Raw genomic sequence first — 20565 nt, forward strand, 5'->3', positions numbered from 1 at the left:
CGACGCGCCCCCGCGGCAAGGGCGTCGGCCCCCGGTGGCCCCCGGTGACGGCCGCCCGGCCCGACGCCCCCTGGTACGCCCAGCGGGTGCTCACCCTGGCCGCCGTCGACGCGCGTTGTCTGTGTCTTTCGCCCGACGGCACCGGACTGGTCGTCGTACACGGTGAGGAAGTCGTGCGCTACGACGACGAGGGGCGGACGGTGTGGCGGCTGGCGTCCCGGGAGGGGCCGGGCGGTGCGGGCGGGGCCGCCGTGTGGAACCCCGAGGGTGACCGGCTGCTGCTGCTCACCGGCGGGCGGCTGGCGCTCGTCGACGCGGACACCGGTGAACTGCTGGAGCTGCCCGGCCAGTTGCACGACGAGGGCGAGGTCACCGCCGTAGGACTGTCGCCGGACGGGCGGCTGCTGGCGGCCGGGCTGCGGTCCGGGGACGTGCTGCTGCTCGACCGGACCGACCAGTCCGTGGCCCGGCTGCGGGGCGTCGACCCGGTGGTCGAGGTCGCCTGGGTGCCGGGCACGCCGGACATCCTGTGCGTGGCCACCGGCACCTCCGCGCAACTGTGGGAGCCGCAGGGCCGCACCATGACCGGCACGCTCGGCGGGCCGTTCCGGGAGCTGCGCCGGGTGGCCGCCTCGCCGGAGAACGGGACCGTGGCCGTCGAGGACTACAGCGGACTGCGGCTGCTGGACGCGGGCTCCGGCCGGGAACTGCGCCGGCAGTTCCTGCCGCACCGGGTGACCGCGCTGACGTACAGCCACGACGGCTCGCTGCTGATCGCCGGTTCGGTGCTGGAGGGGCTGCGGATCCTGGGCCCGGGGCTCGACACACTGGGGGTGCTGCCGGGCCGGGTGACCGGACCCGGCGACCTCGCGCTCTCGGCCAGCGGCCTGTTCGCCGCCCGCCTGGACGACGACTCGGTGGCCGTGTGGGAGCCGCCCGGCTCCGTGCCGCGTCCGCACCGGCGCCGGGATCCGGCCGCGCTGCGCCGCTGGGCCAACGCGATGGGTGTCACCGTGGGCAAGGTCCACACCCGGTCCGCGGAACGGCCCCGGGGCGTGCTGCGTTCGGCGCTGCTCCCGGGCGCCGGGACGGGCTGTGTGGCGCCCGCCCTGGCATGGTCGCCGGACGGCGCCCGGCACTGGTGCGAGTCCGGGCCCGGCCGGATCCTGGAGTTCGCCGCCGACGGCACGGCTCCCGTCGGCGAGCAGGCGGTGAACGGCTTCGACCACGGCTGGTACGACGCTGTCTGCCTGGCCGGGCCCGAGCCGGTGCTGGTGCTCGCCGCGCACTGCGGCACCGGGGTGAACCGGGTGGTGGAGCCGCGCACCGGACGGCTGATCGCCGAGCGCCCCGCGGGCCAGGCCGTGGCCGCCGACCCGGTGCGCCCGCTGCGCTGGGCGGTACCTGAATCGGGCCCGGAACCCGTGCAGTTGCTGGTCCACGATCTGGACCGGGACGCGGGCGGCCCACAGCGGCTGCCGGTCGAGAACGGCGTACGGCGCCCCGCGTTCTCCCCCGACGGACGGCTGCTCGCCGCGGGCACCCGGGGCCGGGTGATCGTATGGGGTCCGGGCGCCGGACAGCGGTGGCGTCGGGTACGGGTGCTGGAGTGGCCGGACCGGGACGCCATGGTGTGCCGGGTGGCATGGTCGCCGGACGGCACCCGGCTCGCCGCGACCGAGGGCAGCACCGGCGGTCCCGTGGCCGTGTGGGACACCGCGTCCTGGCGGCGGCTGCGGGAGTTCGGGCAGGCCGGGGGCCGGGACTGGGCGCCCGCGCTGTCCTGGTGCGCCGACTCGCGGCTGCTCGCCCTCCCGTCCGCCGACCAGGAGTCGGTGGCCGAGGTGTGGGACGCCGAGGAGGGCCGCCGGGTGCGCTCGCTGCTGCCGCCGGAGGGGGTGGGCCGGCATCTGTGGACGCTGCGCTGGTCACCGGTCGGGGACCAGCTCGCGGCGACCTACAACTCGGGGGCGGTGGTCCTCTGGGACCTGTTCACCGGCGGTCTCACCGGCTCCGGCGCCGTGCCGCCCAGCGGGCAGGAGGAGCTGGTGCGGGTGGGGGCGCTCGCCGCGGCGGGCGGGTTCGCGGTGCCGCTGGACCTGCTGGCGGACGTACTGGCGCTGCTGCGCGGCACGGTCCCGCCCCGGCTGCGCGCCCTGGCGGACCACCGCGGGCTGCACGCGCTGCGCGAACTGGGCTGGCCGGGGCCCGCACAGGCGGGTCTGGCCCTGCTGCTCGTGGCCGCCCTGTCCGGCGACCCGGCGTATCTGCCGCCACCGGAGGCCACGGCGGACGACCTCGCAAACGCCCTGGGCCGGGCCCTGGCGGGCTCCTCGGTGCCCGCGCGCCGCTCGGCGCCGGTGCTCACCGAGCTGACGGCGGCCCTCGGCGCCGTGGACGACCGGCTGCTGGCGCTGCTGCGGATCCTGGGCCCGGAGGCGGTCGCCGCCGACCCCACGCTGCCCGCCAGGATGCGCGCACTGCGGCTGTCACTCACCCCACCGGGCCCCGAACAACGTGCCCTCCTGGGCCTGCGCCTGCTGGACGGCGACACCGGGCTCGCGGTGGGCGGCGCGGGCGGCACCGGCCGCTCGGGACTGGCCCGGCACGGCCCCGCGAACCGTCTGCTGCCCACCCAACTCGCCCTGCCCACCGACCTGCTGCGCGCCCGGCACGCCCGGGACGAGCTGCTGTACCGCACCAGCAGCGGCCGTCTCCCGCGCGACCCGCACGGAGTCGTCCTGGTCCTCGACGACACGCCCGCCACCCACGGCAAGGTCGGCTCGGTGCTGCGGCTCGCCGCGCATCTGATGGCGTCGGCGGCGCTGCGGCTGGGCCGCCCCTGCGCCCTCGTACCGCTGACCGAGCCGTGGCGGGCGGGGGTGCTGGCGGGCCCGGAGGACCTGGTGCGGGTGTGGGCGACGGGCGCGCTGGAGGCGGGTGACGTGGCGACCGCGTTCCGGGAGGCCGGGGTGGTGGCGGCACGGCTCACCGCCGATGTGTCGGGCCCACCGAGGGTGGTACTGCTCAGCCACCCCTACCTCCGCCCCACCCCGCTCCCGGGCCTGCGCGAACTACGCGTGCACTACCCCCACATCCCCTGGCGAGAACAGTCCCCCCACCGCCACGTCCTCCCCCCGGACCCGTCCGCCGAACAATTGCGAGCAGCGCTCACGGCACTGCTGCTGGAGGAGTGAGACGCTTCTTCCAGCCCGTCCGGCGCTTGAGGACGAGGCCCGAAGGGCCGACAGGGGGTCTGGGGGCGCAGCCCCCAGGGACGGGAACGGGAAGGGGCGGCGGGGGCGAAATCCCCCGAGCGGCCGACGGACAGCGCCTCCGCCGACGGGCCGTACGGCGGGCTCCGCCAGTGAGTCCGCCCAAGCAGCCCGCGTCAATGCCCGCGTCACCCGCACAGCATCTGCTCGATGTCATCCGGTCCCAGGGACTCCAGCAGTCTCTCCAGGAGCTCCGGGCGGAAGGCGTCGCCGATCAGCTGGACACCGTTGCCGTCGCTGCTGATGCTGATACGTACCAGGCGGCCCTGCGGATGCTGCTCGTACTCCTCGGGCTGGATGAGGTCGGGGATGTGCGGGACCATCCGGTAGTGCGGGTGGGGGACGGACCGGTCGTCGACGCGGGCGTCGGAACGGGTGTCGGAGCGGTCGTTGGGCAGTTCGTCGGGGATGTTCTGCTCGATCACGGGATCACCAGCGTCCTTCCACGAGTGCCCGGCAGCGCGGGCACCGTCCGTCGGGTTCGAGTGTGCTGCCGTCGAGCGCCCAGATGTCGCGTGCGACCACGGTGGTACGGCACTCCGGGCAGCGGGTGGCCCGCCCCTCGGCCCCCAGGGCCCGCTCCACATACACATGCCGCAGCCCCTCCTCGTGCCCGGTCCGCACCCCGGCCTCCAGCGCGGCGACGGGGGTGGGCGCATGGCCCGTGCGGTGGTGGGCGGGGGTGGCCCGGACGAGATGCCAGGGCATCTGCGGGTCCAGAGCGGCCAGGGCGCGTGCGATGGGCCGCAACTGGCGTGGCTCATCGGTGAGTCCGGGGATGAGCGGGGTCGACACCTCGACCCACACCCCGAGTTCGCGCAGCCCGGTGAGCGCATCCAGGACGGGACCCGGGCGGGCGCCGGTGAGCTCGCGGTGGTCGCGTTCGTCGAGCGTCTTGAGGTCGACGTTGACGGCGGCGACATACCGGGCGGCGAGTCCGACCCCCTCGGGGGTGAGGAAGCCGTTGCTCTTCCACACCACGTCCACACCGAGCGGTCGGCCCGACTCGGCGAGCGCGGCGGTGAGTTCGAGGGCCAGGGAGGGCTCGGTGTACGAGATCGCCACGCAGCCCGAGCGGGCGGCGGCCTCGGCGACGACCTCGGCGGGGTCCACGGGCTCGGCGTCCCAGGGGACCGCGTCCTCACGGCCGTACTGGGACATCCGGTGGTTGATGCAGTAGTCGCAGGCGAAGGTGCAGCCGGGCGCGGCCAGGGTGAGACAGGGCGTGCCGGGCCGGTAGTGGAACAGCGGTTTGCGCTCGACGGTGTCCCAGTGCCGTACGGAGGACGCGAAGGTCGCCGTCTCCAGCCGATCGCCGGCCCGGCGGCGGACCCCGCACAGTCCCGTCTCACCGTCCTGCAGGGAGCAGCGGAAGGGGCACAGGACGCACTGCACCCGCCCGTGGTGCGGCCGATGCAGCAGTGCCGGTGTCCACTTCAGGGCCATGTACCGTCCCTCGTCCGGTTTCTGAGCCATCGCCAGAGTAACGCCGTTCCCTGCCGCCTCACGGGCGAACGCGCCGACTCGGCCCGTCCGTCGGCCCCGGTTCCGCGGTGGCGTCCAGCGCGGCGAGCAGTGCTACGGCGGCCTCGGCGCGGGCGGTCCGGCGGGCCGGGTCGGTGTCCGACGCCGGGAGGGCGTCCCGGGAGCCGGTGGGGCGCAGGCGCAGTACCTCGGTGACGGCGCGGTCGGCGGTGCCGTGGGTGTCGTAGGCGGCGGGGTCGGTCTGGAAGGCGAGGGCGGCGGCGGCCAGGACGGTGGCGGCGGTGCCGCAACCCGAGGGGTGGCCGTTCAGCAACCGGGCCGCGCCGCGCGGGACTCGGGCGGTGTCCGGAGGCAGGAGGAGATCGATGAGGGTATGGCCGTCGAGGCCGCGGTATCCCCCGTCCAGGAGGGCGGCGGCGATCCGCTGGGTCTCCGGGTCGGGCGTCTCGTACTCGCCGGGGTGCCCGGCCGCGCGGGCGGCGGCGAGGGCCAGCCGTACCCGGGTGGCGGGGGGCGGGTGGGGTCCGTCGAACTCCGCTTCCTCGTCCGTCATTTCGATCACCGCGGCCTCGTCCTGTCCGTCTCCGGCGAGGAGTTCGGTGAGGACTCCGGCGTAGGCTGGCCCGCAGACGACCGCCGCGCACACATCGGCGAACGCCTCCCCCGCCCACCGCTCCCAGTGCGCGGACCGGTCGGCGGACAATCCGGCGGACTCCCGTACCCGGAGCTGGAGTTCGTCGCCGAGGCCGCGGTCGTCCTCGATGTGGTGAGCGGTCTCATGGGTCACCGTCAGCAGCGCGGGTGGCCGGGAGCCGTAGTGCCAGGGCATCTCGATCACCGGGAACGGCAGACACGCGGCGGCGGCCCGACCCTCCCGGGTGTGGATGCCGCCGCGGGGCAGGAGGTCGTGGTAGGCGCTGCCCCGGCGATGGGCGCGGGGCGCGGCGGTGCGGCTGAAGCAGGTGAGCGGCGGCTCCTTGGGGCGGGCGCCGGTGAGATCCAGGACGGGCCGGTAGCACTGCCAGGCGAGTTCGTCGGCGACGTCCAGGGTGCGCCGGTACTCCCGCACCCTGCGGAGCATGAGGCGGGTGCGGTAGAAGTCCCAGACGTGGTGGAGGTCCAGGATCCTGGCGGGCACCTCGGCGCCGTGCCCGTCGTCGAGCCGGGCGCGGACGTCTGCCACGCCGGGGCCGAGCAGTGCGAGCACGGCGTCGATCTGGCTGCGGTGCTTCTCCAGCGGGCCGCCGAGGCGGCTGACGCCCTCCCACTGGCGCAGTTCGCCGAGCAGCCCGTCCACCGCGTGCCGCCGGGCGGCGGCGCGCCGCTCGGACAGCGGGGCGGTCACACCTCCGCCCCGGGGACCTCAGCCCCGGGGTCTCGGCGGTACTTCTCCGGCCCGGGCTCCTCGGCCTCAGGTTTCCTTGCCCCGGGCTCCTCGGACCCGGGCTCCTCGGCTCCGGGCCCCTCGGACCACTGCGGGGACGGCAGCGACTCCAGCACGGCGGCCGGATCGTCCAGGGCCTCCTCCAGCAGCACCGGCGGGGTGGGCTCACCGCTCAGCCCCTGGCCGGGCTGCGGAGGCCCGAACTCCCGGCGCACCCCGCCGAGCCAGGTGCGCCGCAGCCGTACGACCCGGTAGAGCGGGGTGGCCGTGTCGCCGACCCACTGGAAGCCGAGCCGTCGGCTGTGCGCGACCTGGGCTGCGCCCGCGAGGTCGACCAGTTGCACCGGCCCGGCCCCGGCGGAGGTGGCCAACCGCAGTTCCACGGCGGCCTCGGCACCCGCGGCCACCAGGACGGCGGCGGCATCGGCCCTGACGACCTCGGTCACCGCGAGCAGTTCCGCATCCCAACGGCCTTGCCAGTAACGGCCGATGAGGCTGACCGCGAGGTCCCGCACATCGGTGACCCCGGACGCGGTCAGCCCCCGGTACGCCACCAGCGCCGCGCGCTCCCGGGCGAACCGCACCAGCACTCCGGCATCCGCGTCGGCGAGCGCCGAGAACAGGGGGTCGGTGGTGCCGGACGCCTTGAAGCGCACATCGAGGCCGCCACCGGCGTCGTAGACGAAGCTGCCGCGTGCCGCGGGCGGGCTCTCCCGGAAGGGGACGCGCCGCTCGGCGAGGGTCCCGGCGGTGCGTACGGAGCCGTCGGCGAGCTGAAACACATCGCCGACGGCGACCTGCTGGAGCAGCGGCCAGGCCAGCCACCAGTCGCCCCACGCCTCACGCATGGCGTCCCGGTACACGGCGAACGGCTGGACCACGCCGGTCAACTCCTTCCCCTGCCTCGCCCGACGACCTGCGTCTCGTCCGACGACCTGCGCGCAGGCTAGCAGCGCGGCACCACCGACACGCGTCAACCGGACTGGGGCGAACGTCTGTTGGACAGCGGCCCGGATCGGAGGAGGGGGCGGGGTGAGGTGTCGCGGCGCGGCTCAGGAGGCCGGGGCCTGCCGGTCCTCCTCGTGGAGGGCGGCGTGCAGGGCGGCGTGGAGGCGGGGGGCGCTGGTCCAGGGGGACGCCGGCCCGTCGGTAGCCGTGGGCCGGCCGTGGCCACGGGTCGGCGGGACCTGCCAGTACAGGCCCGGACCGGCGGTGCGGTGCAGGGGCGGGAACGCCACATGATGTCCGCGCCCGAGGACGGAGACCCGCTCCAGCCGCCACCCGTCAGCGGACCCGGGGGCGACCAGCCAATAGAGAATGGCGCCGAAGCCGTCCCGGATCACCGCGCCGGAGTCGTCGCCGAGCAGACGCAGCGCGGTCAGGCCGAGGTCGAGCGGCACACGTACGGCGTCGAACCAGTCACCGGCAGCCAGAGCGCGCACCTCCGCGCCGCGCCCCGGCAGCCAACCCGGGACCGCTCTCACCGTCATCGCCCCCACACGTCTTCTGATCCGAACATGTCGAACCCTAGGTCCGGACCCGTCCCCCGGCTTGCGTGCACGCGCACGGAAGTTGTGCCGGTGCGCACGCACCGTACGGACGGCGGAACCCCAAGACGACCGGCGCCGATACGCGCCCCCACCTCCAACTTACCGTTGGCATATGCCAAATGTCCCCCGACGCTCGGCCCGCCCCACCCCGTGCCCTAACCTGACTACACGTAACGACCTGTGAGCACAGGGCAGTTCACGCCCGAACGCTTACCCGCGCCGCTTCCACATATGCCATCGGACCATTCCAGCGGAGGAGTCACCTTGCCCGCGGGAAGTTACCTCGTGGAGTCGAAGAGCACCTACGGTCCGGCCCCGCACGAACGGGCCGGCTCAGAGGCCGGGCACCCGGCACCGTACGGATCCCCGTCGGACCGGTGCCACGAGCGCACCGCCGACGCCTTCTACAACGCGACAACCCGCCGGCGCACCGCCGCCTACGCCACCTACCGCCTCACCCGCTTCGGAGCGGACGAGCCGGAGTACGGCCGCACGACCCAGCAGATCCACCTGGCCCCCGACGACGACTACCGTCTCCTGGTCCCGATCGACGCCAGGATCACCCTGCGCCAGGACGACCGGGAGGCCAGCCTCTCCCCGGGATCGGGCGCGCTGCTCGCCTTCGGGGCGCCGTTCCGCTGCGTCCAGGAGCCGGCGACCTGGGTGTACGTCCTGACGATCCCGGCCCGCGAGATGGACGACCCGCTGAACCGCAGACCCCCGATGGCCACCGCCCTCGATCTGGCCCAGGGCCTGGGCCGGGTGCTGCGCTCGATGCTCGACGAGCTGCACGAGGAGCGCCACACGCTCAGCACCCCCGAGTTCAACGCGGTGGCGGACCGCATCGTCGAGCTCCTGTGCATGCTCACCTCCGGCGAGGACCGCGCGGACCCGGCGAACCCGCTGACCGAGGTGGAGACGGTGGTCCGCCGCCACATCCGCGCCCACGCCACCGACCCGGCCCTGACGGGCACGTCCATGGCCCGCTCCCTGGGCTGGTCGCTGCGCCAGATTCAGCTGGCCCTCCAACGCGCGGGCACCACCCCCCGCGACCTGATCCGCGAGGAACGGCTGCGCATGGTCCGCGACCGCCTCCGCTGCGGCCACTGCGAACACCTGACGATCACCGAACTCGCCTACGCCGCCGGCTTCTCCTCGGCCAGCGCCATGAGCACGGCCTTCCGCCGCCGCTTCGGCATCAGCCCCCGCGAGATGCGCCACGAACCCCGCTGACCCGGGCACGGGCCCGGGCCATCGGCGGGGCTAGCGAGAACCTGCCCAACCACGCCTATGCCCTCGCCGACCCAATTGCCGCGGCACAGAGGGTGACGAAGCCTTTGCCCTGGACGGCGGACGCGTGGTGGGCAAAGACTTCGTGACGAGGCGGTGCCGGGCCGTCAGCTCAGGGCGCTGCCTTCCTTCCACTTGGCCCAGTCGACGTTCCAGTCGCCGTAGCCGTTGTTGACAGCCGCGGTGTCCTTGGAGTTGACGACCGTGACCGGGTCGCCGTAGTTCACGCGCTCGAAGTACCACTTGGCGTCGGCGGTACTCATCCCGATGCAGCCGTGGCTGGCGTTGACCTTGCCGAACTTGCCCTCGTTCCAGGGCGCGGCGTGGGTGTAGGTGCCGGAGGGGGTGAGCTGGACGTCCCACTTGACCGAACCGAGGTCGTACGCCTCGGGTCCGAAGATGCCGACCGTGGCGGAGTTCATCCGGATGCTGGGGACCTTGCTCAGCACGACCATGGTGCCGTTCCAGGTCTCGAAGGACTTCTTGCCGGCGGAGACCGGGATGGTCCGCACCGCCTTGCCGTTCTCGCTCAGGGTCAGCGTCTTCTTGACGACGTCGACCGTCGTGGTGACCGCCTTGCCGACGGTGAAGTCGACCTCGCGCTTCTGCGTGCCGATCAGGTCGCCGCTCTTCACCCCGACCAGGTCCATCCGGAACGTCACCTTGGTTCCCGGCTTCCAGTAGTCCCGGGGGCGGTAGTCCACGCGGTCCTTGCCATCGCGGTCCTTCATCCAGCTCCAGGAGCCCTCGACGGCCGGCAAGGAGGTGACACTGAGCTGCCGCTCCACCGCCGCCTTGTCGTGAATCGGCTTGTTGAACACCACCGACACCGGCAGGGCGACACCGACGGTCGAACCGGCATTGACGTTGTAGGTGCCGACGAAGATGTCCTGCTTGCTCACCGTCGTGAAGCTGCTGCTACGGGAGAGTTTGGAGCCGTCGGAGCCGGTGAGCTCGGCCTTGAGCGTGTAGCCGGTGCCGTACTCGGTGTCGTGGGTCGAGGTCCAAATGGCGCCGTCGGCGGACACCTTGCCGTCGAGGACCTTGCCGTCGCGGGTGACGACCGACACCGAGGACAGTTTGCCGCCCTGGGCCTTCACGACGAGCGGCTCGTCGGCTATGACCTGGTCACCCTTCACCACCGGAGAGAGTGAGACAGCCGCCACCCCCTTGGCCTTGCCCGGGGCCGCCCCGCCCCCCGCCTTCGAGCCGTCCGACGCCGACGCACCCCGGCTGCACGCCGCCAGCGTAACGATTCCGGCTGCGGTGAGGACGACGCATCCGAACCGCCTGCGTCGGCTCCGTGGGCCTGCGGGCTCCGAGAGCCCGCGTCGACTGTGCTGCACTGCCGTCCTCCGTTCGAGGTAAAACTAAGTCATTTAGCAGACGTGCGGGCACCCCTTCCTGGTTCCCGGCGTGATCACAGAGGAAGCTTTCACTAAACCACTTAGCAGCTTCCGCCTATACTGCAAGGCATGCGGCTCGCCTACCTGCCCAGCCCGTCCACGGCTGTTCTCCATCTGGGCCCCATCCCGCTGAGGTACTGGGCCACAGCCGGGCCTTCGCCCTCTACGTGGCCGCCTACACCGCCGGCCGCTTCTGGGCCGAGTACCTGCGCATCGACGAGGCCCACCGCATCCTGGGGCTGCGCCTGAACGACTGGACTCGATCGCGGTGTTCATCGCGGCCGTCGCCTGCCTCATGATCTCGGCGCGGCGGCGGCCGGGCCGGGAAGAGCTGACCGACACCGACGCACCGGCCGGCGCCGACACTCCGGCCGCCACCGAGCAGAAGGCGAGCACGGCATGACCAAGACGAAGAAGCCCGAGCAGACGAAGATCGGGCGCATGCACACCCGCTCCGTGCCCTCCCGGTTCTTCGGCTGGTCGTTGTTCTGGCTGAACATCGTGGTGGTCGTGCTCAACTGGATCGAGGAGTTCAGTACACTCAACGCCCTGCCCGGCGGCCACTCCGTGTTCTACCTGACAGGCGGCATCCTGGGCGCCGCCGTCGGGGCCTGGCGGGCCGGCGTATTCGACGCCAAGTCCTGAACGCCGCCCGGCCGTTCGGCCACCCCAAGGCAGAGGCCGCGCAGGCCGCCCCCGACACCAGCCCGACCTCGCCCGGCCCCCGGCGGCCTACGTGCGCCGGGACAGCGTCGGCTTCCTCGTCGCCCTCGGCATCCGGCCGGACCGCCGCGACCGTGGTCCTGCACGGAATGGCCGCGGCCATCCCCGTCTCCGTCGCCCGTTCCGGCCGTGGCCGACGCGTCCCGCAGCTCCAGCCGGGTTGACGGAAGCGCGAAGTCCCACCAGTCACCTGAACACTCCCCGACTCCCAAACGTACTAAGAGCACTAGCAGTTGGCTGCCGGTACGAAGATGATCGGGAAGGTGACGATGGGAAACGTCGCGCTCAGTTGGTCCATCGCAGCAATCGCCGCTCTGGTGGCCGCCGTCAGCGCGGTCCGGGTGGTGACCACCAGCGGAGAGACACGCTTCGCGGCGGGTGGCGAGCTGCTCATGGGTCTGTGCATGGTCCTCATGACCCTGCCCGCGACCATCGCCTGGTATGCGGACTACGGCGTCTGGTGGGCGGTGGTGTTCGCGCTGCTCGGGCTCGGCGGTGTGGCGCTGGCGGTCAAGCACACGCGCACATACGGGTGGAAGCACGGCCGCCACTGGGTGCACCTCATCGTCGGCAGCGCCGGCATGGTGATAATGACGCTCGCGATGACGAACACGTCGTCCGGTCCCGTCCTCGCGCTCGGCTCCTCCATGGCCGACATGCCCGGCATGGAGAACATGGCGAGCACCACGAACACCAGCAGCATGGCCGGGATGGACTCCATGCAGGGCATGGAAGGAATGCAGTCGATGCCCGGGATGAACATGCCGGGCATGACCAACGCTACGGCGGGCGCCGGTGCTTCCGGAGACTCGGGCTCCGTGTGGCGCTACCTCATCGCAGCGCTCGCCGTGTACTTCCTGCTGTCGATCGCCGCGTCCGTGTTCGCGCGGGTGCGCGGCACGGACAAGAACCTCGCCTCGAGCCGGAGCTGGGGGCGCTGGCTGCTCGCCGTCCCGGACACGCTGGTCGTGTTCCTGGCCTCGCTGACGCTCTCGGTGTGGGACAAGGCTCGGGCGGGCGAAGAGGGCGGCCGTGGCCGCCGCCGCAAGGTCGGCGCCGCACCGGACGCGGCTCTGGCGGCACACATCGGCATGGGCGCGACCATGTCCGGGATGCTGCTGCTGATGGCCGCCTGATGTGAGCCGGGCCGGCCCCGCCGGGTGAGCGGGGCCGGGCTGGCCCGGGGGCAGCACCGACGACCCCGACGCTCGTCTACTCCTCCGGCTCAGCACCCTCGGCGACGCCGCCCTTCCAGCCGACGCCACTTCTCGTGTCGCCGCCGCCCTCGCCGCCCGGGCCCGGGTCGCAGACCCCAAGGGTCTCGCCGCCGTCTTCCTGGAGACGCAGGCTACTGGACCGGCACCGACTGCTCCCGCGCGGAGGGCGGCGCCCTCGTCAGCACCCGGCGTCCACGCACTCCGCCACGCCGCTGTCCGGCCGTCGGCCGATCTGACCCAAATCGCCGCGGCACTAGCCCCACGCGGAACAGGCACCTCATGTGCGATGGCGCCTGGGAAAGGAGGAAATCGCCAGCCCCGGTCCCGCCTGAGCGCCGGCGCTGAGAAGCACACCCACCGCGGGGATGCCCAGACCGCTCTCAAGCGGCGCCTGTGGTCCTGTCGCCGTACTCGATCGACACCGTGAGCCGGGCGCCGAGTGCTGCGGCATACGTCCGCATCGTCTCGAGGTTGTGGATCTCACCCCGCTCGATCTGTGACACCCGAGCCTGCGAGATACCTACCGACGCCGCGACCTCCGCCTGGCTCAGGCCCCGCTCCTCGCGAATCTCACGCAGGTGATATCCGAGGACGTATGCCTCGGTGGCCGTCCGCGCCTTCCGCTTGCGGGCCGCCCATTCCTCGTCGGAGGTCTCCGGACGAGTCGCGCGCAGCCGCCGCTTCGTCTCACGCCAACTGGTGTAGCCGCTCACCGGCCTTCGCCTTCCTCTCCAGCAAGCCGCACGGCGGTAAGCTACTCGTCGTAACCGGCCTCAGCCACCAGGATCGCCACGCTGTACCACTGATTCCGACGACCGGGCTGTGCGGATCCTCCTCCGTCAGTTTCAGCAGCCACGACTCCACTGCCGAATGAAGGTGGAGAGGTTTGTGGTGGAACGGATACAACTCCGCCTCCGTAGCAGTCAGTCACCAGTTGACTTCCCGTTTGCAGGACTAGCGGCGTATGGCGTCGACAAGTGCAGTGAAGACGGGCGCGGGGATGAGCAACGCAGGCCCGTTCGGCCGCTTGCTGTCCCGGATCGCTATGCCGTTGTACCGCGTGCTGGTGAGGTCCGTGACCTCGACGCAGTTGTTGCCGGCACCGTCCGAGTACGAGGACTTGATCCAGCGGGCGCCAGTCGCGCTGAGTTCCGAGGCTGTGTAGGTGCGGGGGTGAGTCATCAGGTCATCTCTCGGGTGAGTCGTTCAAGGAAGGCGGGGGTGTCCTCGGGTGGCAGCGCCGACGCCGTGAGGGCATTGAACTTACGGGTGAAGCGGCCGACTTCGCGGGGCTTGTCGGATACCGACGTGGCGCTCCACGCGTTGTCCACCTGTACCGAGGTGGGCATGCCGTCGTCCAGGTGCAAGATGCTGAAGTCGTGGACGGCCAGGTAGCCGCGCAGGGACTGGGGGAGGACCTGGACGCTCACGTTGGGGAGGGCGGTGAGGCGGGTGATCTCTGCGTATTGCTCGCGCATGATCTCCGGGCCTCCGACGACGTATCGCAGGGCCGGCTCGTAGAGGATCGCGCGCAGGCGCAAGGGTTCATCCTCGCGGATCAGTGCGTCCTTGCGGCGAACGCGGACCTGCACGTTCTTGTCGATGAACTCAGTCGTCGTCTCCTCGATCGGCTTGGCGAGTTCGTACAGGGCGCGGGCGTAGGCCTCGGTCTGGAGGAGGCCGAGGACGAGGGCGGGGTGGTAGGCCCAAGCCTCACGGGCGGCACTCTCGATGCCGACGAAGCGGGGCATGCCCGAGGGCATCGTGGAGCGGAAGGGGGTCCACCAGTCCTGGCTGGAGCCGTCCCGTTGGATGTGTAGGAGTTGGTCCACGTCGCGGTCGTCGGTCACGCCGTACAGTTCGAGCAGTGCTCGCAGGTCGCCCGCACTACGCAGGTCCTGCATGCCCTTCTCGACTCGATGCAGCTTGGTCGAGTAAAGGCCCTTGATCGCGCCGCTGTTGACGACCTCTTCCAAGGTCAAACCGGCGTGTTCACGCAACTGCCGGAGTTCATAGCCGAGTTCGATTCGGCGCACCGTCGGTCGGGGCTTTGCCGCCATGTGCTTGCCTCTCCATCGCATTGGTTCGTGAGAAACCGCGATGCGCGCAGTGTGACATGCCATCTGCGTGCCGCAACAGGTCATGCGCTTGCTCCGGCATGTGCCAGTTTCGTTCGCGGTGTAATTTCTTGAGCTGTTTCATTGCGAAGCAACTCTGACACACGGCATGGTGGTTGAGCCATCGAAGTGGGCATATCGCACGCTTTCGTCCCACAACTCCGGCTGTTCACATCGCCGATGTCCGCTCCAGCGCAACCGCGCCCGTCAGCAAGGTGGGTCCAGGATGACCTTCCACACCGACACTCCGCCCCCGACCACACCCCTGATCTGCTTCCATCCGGCCCCGCTGCCCACCACTCCCCCGGCCGACATCGGTGACGTGCGAAGCCGCTACGCCATCCTCGGCTTCCGGCCCGAACGCGAACGCGTCCCCGAAGTCCGCCACGTCGTCACGCGACTGCTCCGCCATTGGGGCATCGCCCCCGAAGTCCAGGACACCGCGGCCCTCGCGGTGAGCGAGCTGACCACCAACGCGATCCTCCACTCCCCCGCCTCAACCTCGGTCACTGTCGTGGTCAAGGTCACCGACCAACTCCACATCGAGGTACGTGATGGCAGCTCGCAACTCCCCGTCCCGCAGAACCCGGACAACGACGAGGACGAACACGGGCGCGGCCTGGCCCTCGTAACGGCCCTGTGCTCGGATTGGGGCACGACAACCTACGAGGACGGCGGCAAGTCCGTGTGGGCGTGTCTTCCGCTGGTCCCAGACTCCACAACGGGCTGACCAAGTTCACCAACAGTGACATGAGCCCCGTCCAGTCCCGGCCACACCTGGTCGATGGTTCTTCCCCTCGACGACCGCGGCTTCCGCCCCGTACGCCGTCGCCGTCGACCGATAGAAGGTGATGTCGCCGGTCGAGTACAGGCCCGGGGCGTCCCGGTGGGTGTGTCCGGAGTGGCATTGGAGGCTGCTATGGACGTGATCCAATCTCATTGAGAAGCCAACTATCTTCGCCGGGAGACCGAATAGGCCGGGTCGGCCTACGTGGTGGCACTCAAACCGCATCGCGGTACCTGGGCCCCGGCCGACCAACCGCACACCCCCATCGACGCCGCCCACGCCCTGAACCGTACGGACGCCGATCGTCCAGGTGACTGGACGCCCGTTGAGCGTCAGTTCCGTGACGGGCACACCGAAACCTACTGGGCCACCGACGCCCGTCTGGGCGGCCACGGCCCCGGCTCCCCCTGCCGCCTGATCGCCGCCACCTTCGATCCCGCCACGCTGCCGGAAAATGCGATGTGGCGCATGGACGGCGGCGATGAGGACGTCCGTCGTTCCTGGGCATGACGCGACCGCCACGACGCGCGCGTGTGCGGGTTCAGGCCCAGGGCCACGCAGGGGTGCAGGCTGGTCCGCTCCTGGCCGGGGTTCATCTCCAGATGATCTGTCAACTAGGCCCCTGTGAACCGGAATGATCTCTTCCGTCATGGCATGTACAGCTCTAAGCTTAGTTGATCTTCAGCCATGATGACTGAAAGGCATTTCCTGTGCATCTCTCCGTCTCGACCGACCCGGCCCCGGGCGGGCGAAGACTCTGTCGGAAGCAACGAGCGCTGACTGCGGTTCTGCTGGCCGCTCTTGTGTTTACGCCACTGCCGCTGCTCGACGAGCCCGCGTTCGCCGAAGACGCCGCCCCGCCCGCTGATGCCCCGGTGGCGCAGGAGGGGCCCAGGGCCCGGACCGAGATCGTGTCCGAGCGCACCGACTCGACCACCACGTGGGCCAACGCCGACGGAACGACCACCATCGAGGCGTATACGGGCCCGATCCGGGTCAAGCAACCAGACAGCAGCTGGCACCCGATCGACACCACGCTCGTGGCCGAGAAGGGGGTGGTGCGGCCGAAGACAGCCGCCGCTGACATCGCCTTCTCCGCCGGCGGTTCGGAGCAGCCGCTGGCCGAGGTCTCCCGAGGCAGCCGGACGCTCGGTCTCGACTGGCCCGGCAAGCTGCCCGAGCCGCGGTTGGAAGGCCCGACCGCCGTCTACCCCGACGCCGTCGAGGGCGGCGATCTGGTGGTGACTGCCCTCAAGGAGGGCTTCTCCCACTCGATCGTCCTGCACGAGCGCCCCGACGGCCCGGTCAGCTACCGGCTTCCTGTCTCGGCCGACGGCCTGACTCTGCATGAGACCGACGACGACCGGCTGCGCTGGAGTGACAGCAGCGGCCATACGGTGGCCACCGCGCCGCTGCCGGTGATGTGGGGCTCGGGGGAGGAACGCGTCTCCGGTGAACCCGAGGATCTTGCTGCCATCGACGTCACCGTCGAGCGCGACACAGACACCGGGGACCAGGTCCTGGTTCTCAATCCCGACGCAGAGTTCCTCGCCGACCCGGATCTGAAGTACCCGGTCACCATCGATCCGACCGACTCGCTGTTCGGTCCGGTGACCGACACGTGGATCCAGTACGACGACTACCTCACCTCGCAGCGCGGCTCGACCGAGCTGAAGGCCGGCACCTACAACGGCAGCGAGAAGGCCCGCTCGTACTTGAAGTTCGATGTGGCGAAGTATGCCGACAAGCATGTCCTCGACACCGATCTGCGCCTGTACTCGTACTACTCGTCCACGTGCAGCACCACGAACTCCGGCAACCAAGTACGCCGGATCAGCTCGTCCTGGGATCCGTCGGCGATCACCTGGTCCGAGCAGCCGACGACCACCTCAACCGGCGCCGTGACCTCCACCGCGGCCAAGGGCTACAACTCCAGCTGCCCGGCCGGCCACGTCTCCTGGGACATCGACGGGATCGTCCAGGCCTGGGCCGACGGCCAGCCCAACTACGGCGTGCGCATCGCGGCTGTCGACGAGACAGACCCGCTGACCTGGCGCCGCTACTACTCGGCGAACCAGACCGACGGCTCCCACAACCCCGACTACGAGCCCTCCCTGACGGTCACCTACAACTCCAAGCCCGGTGCCGCAACGGCCGTCTCCCCGCTGTCCGGCACCTGCACCTCGGACACCACGCCCACACTGTCCGCCAAGGCCACCGATGCCGACAGCCAGCAGCTCACGCTGACCTTCGAGATCTGGGCGGCGAACGGCACCGCGGCCCTGCAGTCCGGCACGTCCGCCTCCGTGGCGTCCGGGGCGGTGGCGACTCACACGGCCGGCACCCTTGCGCCCGGTGACTACAAGTGGCGGGCCAAGGCGTCCGACGGCACCGACACCGGGGCATGGTCGACCTGGCAGACGTTCACCGTCGACACCACCGCCCCCTCCGCCCCCACCATCACCTCCACCAGCCACCCCTCCGCGTCGACCTGGTACAACGCCACGACCTTCACGGGCACACTGGCCGCGACGGACGCCTCCGGCGTGACCGGATACGCCGTCAAGGTCGACCAGAACCCGACGACCGCCGCCGGAACCACCGTCACACAGACGGGAACCGCCCTGAGCTACAGCGGGCGCACCGACGGCACCTGGTGGGCGCACGCAGCCGCCAAGGACAAGGCCGATCTGTGGTCCGCGACCCGGCACCTCGGTTTCAACGTCGACACCACCGCCCCGGGTGTCCCCGGTGACCTGGTGTCATCCACACACCCCGTGACCACCAGCGCATACGCCAACCGCACGGCATCCTTCAGCTGGTCGGCCCCCGCCGACCTGTCCGGCGCAGCCGGTTATGCGGTATCCGTGGACCACAACGCCGACACGCTGCCGGACACCACGGGCACCGTGCAGGCATCGACGAAATACACCACCACCGTCGACGCGGACGGAACCTGGTACCTGCATGTGCGGGCCAAGGACCAGGCAGGCAACTGGTCGTCCACCGCCGCGCATACGGCGTTCCGTGTCGACATGACCCTGCCGCCGAGCCCGGTGATCAGCTCGTACACCCACCCGGACCAGACGGGCGCGTACCAGAGCGGCACCTTCGGCGCGACCTGGACCGAGCCCGCCGGCGCCTCTGCCGGATACAGCATCGTCGTGGACGACACCGCCGACACCGTGCCCGACACCACGGCCGACACGAGCGACACCCTGTACACGACGACTCGCGCCGAGGGCACCTGGTACCTGCATGTGCGCGGCATCGACGGCAACGGCACGGGCGGGGCAACCTCGCACTACCGCTTCACGATCGACACCACCGCGCCCGGTGCCCCTGCGGTGGCCTCCGCGGCCTACCCGGCGGATGCCTGGGCCGGTGGCGCGGACGTGACCGGGACGTTCACCTTGACGCCCGACGGCAGCGACACACGGAGCCTGACGTACACGGTCGACGCCGGGTCCCCGCAGACGGTGACCACCAGCGGCGGCCCCGTGGAGCTACCGATCACTCCGGCCGCGGAGGGTAGCCACCAGCTCGTCGTCACCGCGACCGACCGGGCGGGCAACGTCTCGGGCGAGGCCAAGCGCACCTTCCACGTCGGCCGCGCGACGGTGACCGCGCCCGCCAACGGCGAGGTGCTCGTCGGCCCGGTCGACCTCGCGGTCACCGCCCCGGCTTCGCTGACGGACGTCACCTTTCTCCAGCGCGCCTCGGCGGCCGACCCGTGGCAGGACATACCCGCCTCCCAGGTCACCCGCGCCGACGGCACCACCGTGACCTGGCCGGTGTCACTGACCGGCGGGTCCGCACCGAAACTACTGTGGGACACCTCAGCCCTGTCCGCCAGCGGCAGCCAGCAGATCGGCGCCCGCTTCGGCGGGTCGTACGACCCGCCGAAGGCCGAGCCCGTCTCCGTGGTCGTCGACCGCGTCGAGGTCATCGAGGGCGGATCGAACAACGACGTTCCGCAGGCCGAACCGGCCCAGGCCTACGCCCTGGAGCAGGCCACAGCGCGCGCGGCCGAAGACCCCGACGCCTTCGCCCCGCCCTACATCGACCCCGCAACAAGTGAACTGGTCGCGCCGGTCGTCAACCCTGCATCGGCCGACGAGGCATCCGCCCCGATCCAGGTCATGCAGGCCCCAGCCGACGAAGGCAGCGGACTCACCGCCGACAACACGGAGGACGGCGCCAAACCCGACACCGAATCCACCGAAACGGAGACTCCGACGCCACCCGCCGACGGGTCCGCAGAGACCACCGGCGAGGAATCGTTCCCCATGCCGGAGGAAACCACCCAGCCCACCCCCGCACCGGACGGCCCTACCGTCACCGAGCAGGTCACCCCGCGCTCGGAAGTGGTCGAACACAGCGTCACCACACTGGAGTCCGTACGCGACGAGGTCCTGCAGCTACCGGAAGCGGAACTGCCCGGCGTCAGCGGACTGCGTATCGCATACCTGGACGCAGCGGACAACCGCGTCGTCGTGGAAACCGAGACGGCAGCGCCGGAACTCGCCACAGCCCTGGGCGAGCGATACGGCACCGACGCTGTCGCCGTGCTCCTCACCCCAGGCTCCGACACCCTGGTGCCCCAGGCGACCCGCTACAACGACACCTCGCCCTACTACGGCGGGGCACGCATCAAGTCGTGGGTCACCACCAACACATTCAAGTGGTGCACCGCGGGCTTCGCCTGGCGGTACGACGGCAAGTGGTACATGGTGACTGCGGGCCACTGCACCACCGGCAACGGCGCCATCACAACACCCAACGACAGCGACTACATCGGCCCCGTCGTCCGGGACAACTGGAAAAACGACTACGGGTCGGTGAAACTCGCCGGCCAGAGCTACTACTCGGGCGACCTCTCGCTGTACCACGTCAACAGCGACAGTGCCGCATCCGCCCGGATCTACAAGGGCGGCCCGACGTCCAGCTCGTCTCGTCCCGTCCACGACTACTGGCACCGCTGGGCACAGAGCGGCGACAGCGTCTGCACGGGCGGCATGATGAGCGGCGAGCTGTGCGGATGGAAGGTGATCGCAACCCAGGCGACCGTCCACTACTCCACCGGAACCACCGCCAAGAACATGGTCGTCGCCAGAAAGACATCCGGACACTGCGTCATCGGTGGTGACTCCGGCGGCCCGGTATACACCGTCGACAGCAACGGCGCAGCCTATGCCAAAGGCATCGTCTCCGGCGGCGGTGGCGGCGGAAGCGATCACAGCGGCGGGTACTTCGACCCCTGCGAGCTGGTCTTCACCGACATCGGACTGGCCAACAGCGCCTTCCCCGGCACAGTAGCGCGGTACTGAC

Annotated in this window: 15 protein-coding genes and 2 pseudogenes; 8 read left to right on the forward strand and 9 right to left on the reverse strand. The window is 71.0% G+C overall.

The window, feature by feature from the left end; all coding sequences use genetic code 11:
- The first annotated feature begins 44 nt into the window (after positions 1-44).
- The gene (locus ACSYGN_RS08815; RefSeq protein WP_460393621.1) at positions 45-3197 is read left to right on the forward strand and encodes a hypothetical protein; all 3153 of its coding nucleotides are present in this window, start codon (positions 45-47) and stop codon (positions 3195-3197) included.
- Between the two features lie 206 nt (positions 3198-3403).
- Here the strand turns inward: ACSYGN_RS08815 and ACSYGN_RS08820 are convergent, their stop codons facing one another.
- From ACSYGN_RS08820 to ACSYGN_RS08840, 5 genes are all read right to left on the reverse strand, one after another.
- Entirely contained in the window at positions 3404-3700 is a 297-nt protein-coding gene (locus ACSYGN_RS08820; RefSeq protein WP_460393623.1) for a radical SAM-modified peptide, FtsH ternary system-associated, read from the reverse strand.
- A gap of 4 nt (positions 3701-3704) precedes the next feature.
- Positions 3705-4751, reverse strand: coding sequence for an AmmeMemoRadiSam system radical SAM enzyme (gene amrS, locus ACSYGN_RS08825; protein WP_460393625.1), 1047 nt, complete (start codon positions 4749-4751; stop codon positions 3705-3707).
- A gap of 28 nt (positions 4752-4779) precedes the next feature.
- On the reverse strand, positions 4780-6105 hold the full coding sequence (locus ACSYGN_RS08830) for a hypothetical protein (RefSeq protein WP_460393627.1): 1326 nt from the start codon (positions 6103-6105) through the stop codon (positions 4780-4782).
- On the reverse strand, positions 6102-7025 hold the full coding sequence (locus tag ACSYGN_RS08835; protein ID WP_460393629.1) for a hypothetical protein: 924 nt from the start codon (positions 7023-7025) through the stop codon (positions 6102-6104). The genes ACSYGN_RS08830 and ACSYGN_RS08835 overlap by 4 nt, the downstream gene beginning before the upstream one ends.
- A gap of 171 nt (positions 7026-7196) precedes the next feature.
- The gene (locus ACSYGN_RS08840; RefSeq protein ID WP_460393631.1) at positions 7197-7634 is read right to left on the reverse strand and encodes a hypothetical protein; all 438 of its coding nucleotides are present in this window, start codon (positions 7632-7634) and stop codon (positions 7197-7199) included.
- A gap of 324 nt (positions 7635-7958) precedes the next feature.
- On the opposite strand from ACSYGN_RS08840, the gene ACSYGN_RS08845 reads away from it, so the two are divergent.
- A complete protein-coding gene (locus ACSYGN_RS08845) occupies positions 7959-8927 on the forward strand; it encodes an AraC family transcriptional regulator (RefSeq protein ID WP_460393633.1) in 969 nt (322 codons plus the stop codon).
- Between the two features lie 164 nt (positions 8928-9091).
- Here the strand turns inward: ACSYGN_RS08845 and ACSYGN_RS08850 are convergent, their stop codons facing one another.
- Complete coding sequence (locus tag ACSYGN_RS08850) at positions 9092-10123, reverse strand: L,D-transpeptidase (RefSeq protein WP_460393635.1); 1032 nt, start codon at positions 10121-10123, stop codon at positions 9092-9094.
- A gap of 404 nt (positions 10124-10527) precedes the next feature.
- Between ACSYGN_RS08850 and ACSYGN_RS08855 the strand changes: the two are divergent.
- The 3 genes and pseudogenes from ACSYGN_RS08855 to ACSYGN_RS08865 all read left to right on the forward strand — a co-directional run.
- Positions 10528-10793: pseudogene (locus ACSYGN_RS08855) on the forward strand (prolipoprotein diacylglyceryl transferase family protein); the annotation flags it as partial.
- Positions 10790-11035, forward strand: a complete 246-nt coding sequence (locus ACSYGN_RS08860) for a hypothetical protein (RefSeq protein WP_460393637.1) — start codon at positions 10790-10792, stop codon at positions 11033-11035. The pseudogene ACSYGN_RS08855 and the gene ACSYGN_RS08860, both read left to right, overlap by 4 nt.
- A 347-nt stretch (positions 11036-11382) precedes the next feature.
- The gene (locus ACSYGN_RS08865; RefSeq protein WP_460403309.1) at positions 11383-12249 is read left to right on the forward strand and encodes a DUF5134 domain-containing protein; all 867 of its coding nucleotides are present in this window, start codon (positions 11383-11385) and stop codon (positions 12247-12249) included.
- Between the two features lie 461 nt (positions 12250-12710).
- Here ACSYGN_RS08865 and ACSYGN_RS08870 read toward each other — a convergent pair whose 3' ends face one another.
- From ACSYGN_RS08870 to ACSYGN_RS08880, 3 genes are all read right to left on the reverse strand, one after another.
- The gene (locus ACSYGN_RS08870; RefSeq protein WP_460393639.1) at positions 12711-13043 is read right to left on the reverse strand and encodes a helix-turn-helix domain-containing protein; all 333 of its coding nucleotides are present in this window, start codon (positions 13041-13043) and stop codon (positions 12711-12713) included.
- A 241-nt stretch (positions 13044-13284) separates the two neighbouring features.
- Entirely contained in the window at positions 13285-13512 is a 228-nt protein-coding gene (locus ACSYGN_RS08875) for a DUF397 domain-containing protein (protein ID WP_460393641.1), read from the reverse strand.
- A complete protein-coding gene (locus ACSYGN_RS08880; protein ID WP_460393643.1) occupies positions 13512-14390 on the reverse strand; it encodes a helix-turn-helix domain-containing protein in 879 nt (292 codons plus the stop codon). The genes ACSYGN_RS08875 and ACSYGN_RS08880 overlap by 1 nt, the downstream gene beginning before the upstream one ends.
- Positions 14391-14673: 283 nt before the next feature.
- Here ACSYGN_RS08880 and ACSYGN_RS08885 point away from each other — a divergent pair, with 283 nt between their 5' ends.
- The 3 genes and pseudogenes from ACSYGN_RS08885 (at position 14674) to ACSYGN_RS08895 (ending at position 20564) form a co-directional block, all read left to right on the forward strand.
- On the forward strand, positions 14674-15177 hold the full coding sequence (locus ACSYGN_RS08885) for an ATP-binding protein (RefSeq protein ID WP_460393645.1): 504 nt from the start codon (positions 14674-14676) through the stop codon (positions 15175-15177).
- A gap of 246 nt (positions 15178-15423) precedes the next feature.
- Positions 15424-15699: pseudogene (locus tag ACSYGN_RS08890) on the forward strand (IS701 family transposase); the annotation flags it as partial.
- Positions 15700-16037: 338 nt separating this feature from the next.
- A complete protein-coding gene (locus ACSYGN_RS08895) occupies positions 16038-20564 on the forward strand; it encodes a DNRLRE domain-containing protein (RefSeq protein WP_460393647.1) in 4527 nt (1508 codons plus the stop codon).
- Position 20565 lies beyond the last annotated feature (1 nt).

It is taken from the genome of Streptomyces sp. YIM S03343 (assembly GCF_054729195.1).

What these genes read in the sequence shown, in the direction of transcription:
- ACSYGN_RS08865 (WP_460403309.1), top strand. Translation starts at nt 11,383, where the DNA reads ATGGGAAACGTCGCGCTCAGTTGGTCCATCGCAGCAATCGCCGCTCTG.
- ACSYGN_RS08875 (WP_460393641.1), bottom strand. Translation starts at nt 13,512, where the DNA reads ATGACTCACCCCCGCACCTACACAGCCTCGGAACTCAGCGCGACTGGC.
- ACSYGN_RS08860 (WP_460393637.1), top strand. Translation starts at nt 10,790, where the DNA reads ATGACCAAGACGAAGAAGCCCGAGCAGACGAAGATCGGGCGCATGCAC.
- ACSYGN_RS08885 (WP_460393645.1), top strand. Translation starts at nt 14,674, where the DNA reads ATGACCTTCCACACCGACACTCCGCCCCCGACCACACCCCTGATCTGC.
- ACSYGN_RS08880 (WP_460393643.1), bottom strand. Translation starts at nt 14,390, where the DNA reads ATGGCGGCAAAGCCCCGACCGACGGTGCGCCGAATCGAACTCGGCTAT.
- ACSYGN_RS08840 (WP_460393631.1), bottom strand. Translation starts at nt 7,634, where the DNA reads ATGACGGTGAGAGCGGTCCCGGGTTGGCTGCCGGGGCGCGGCGCGGAG.
- amrS (WP_460393625.1), bottom strand. Translation starts at nt 4,751, where the DNA reads ATGGCTCAGAAACCGGACGAGGGACGGTACATGGCCCTGAAGTGGACA.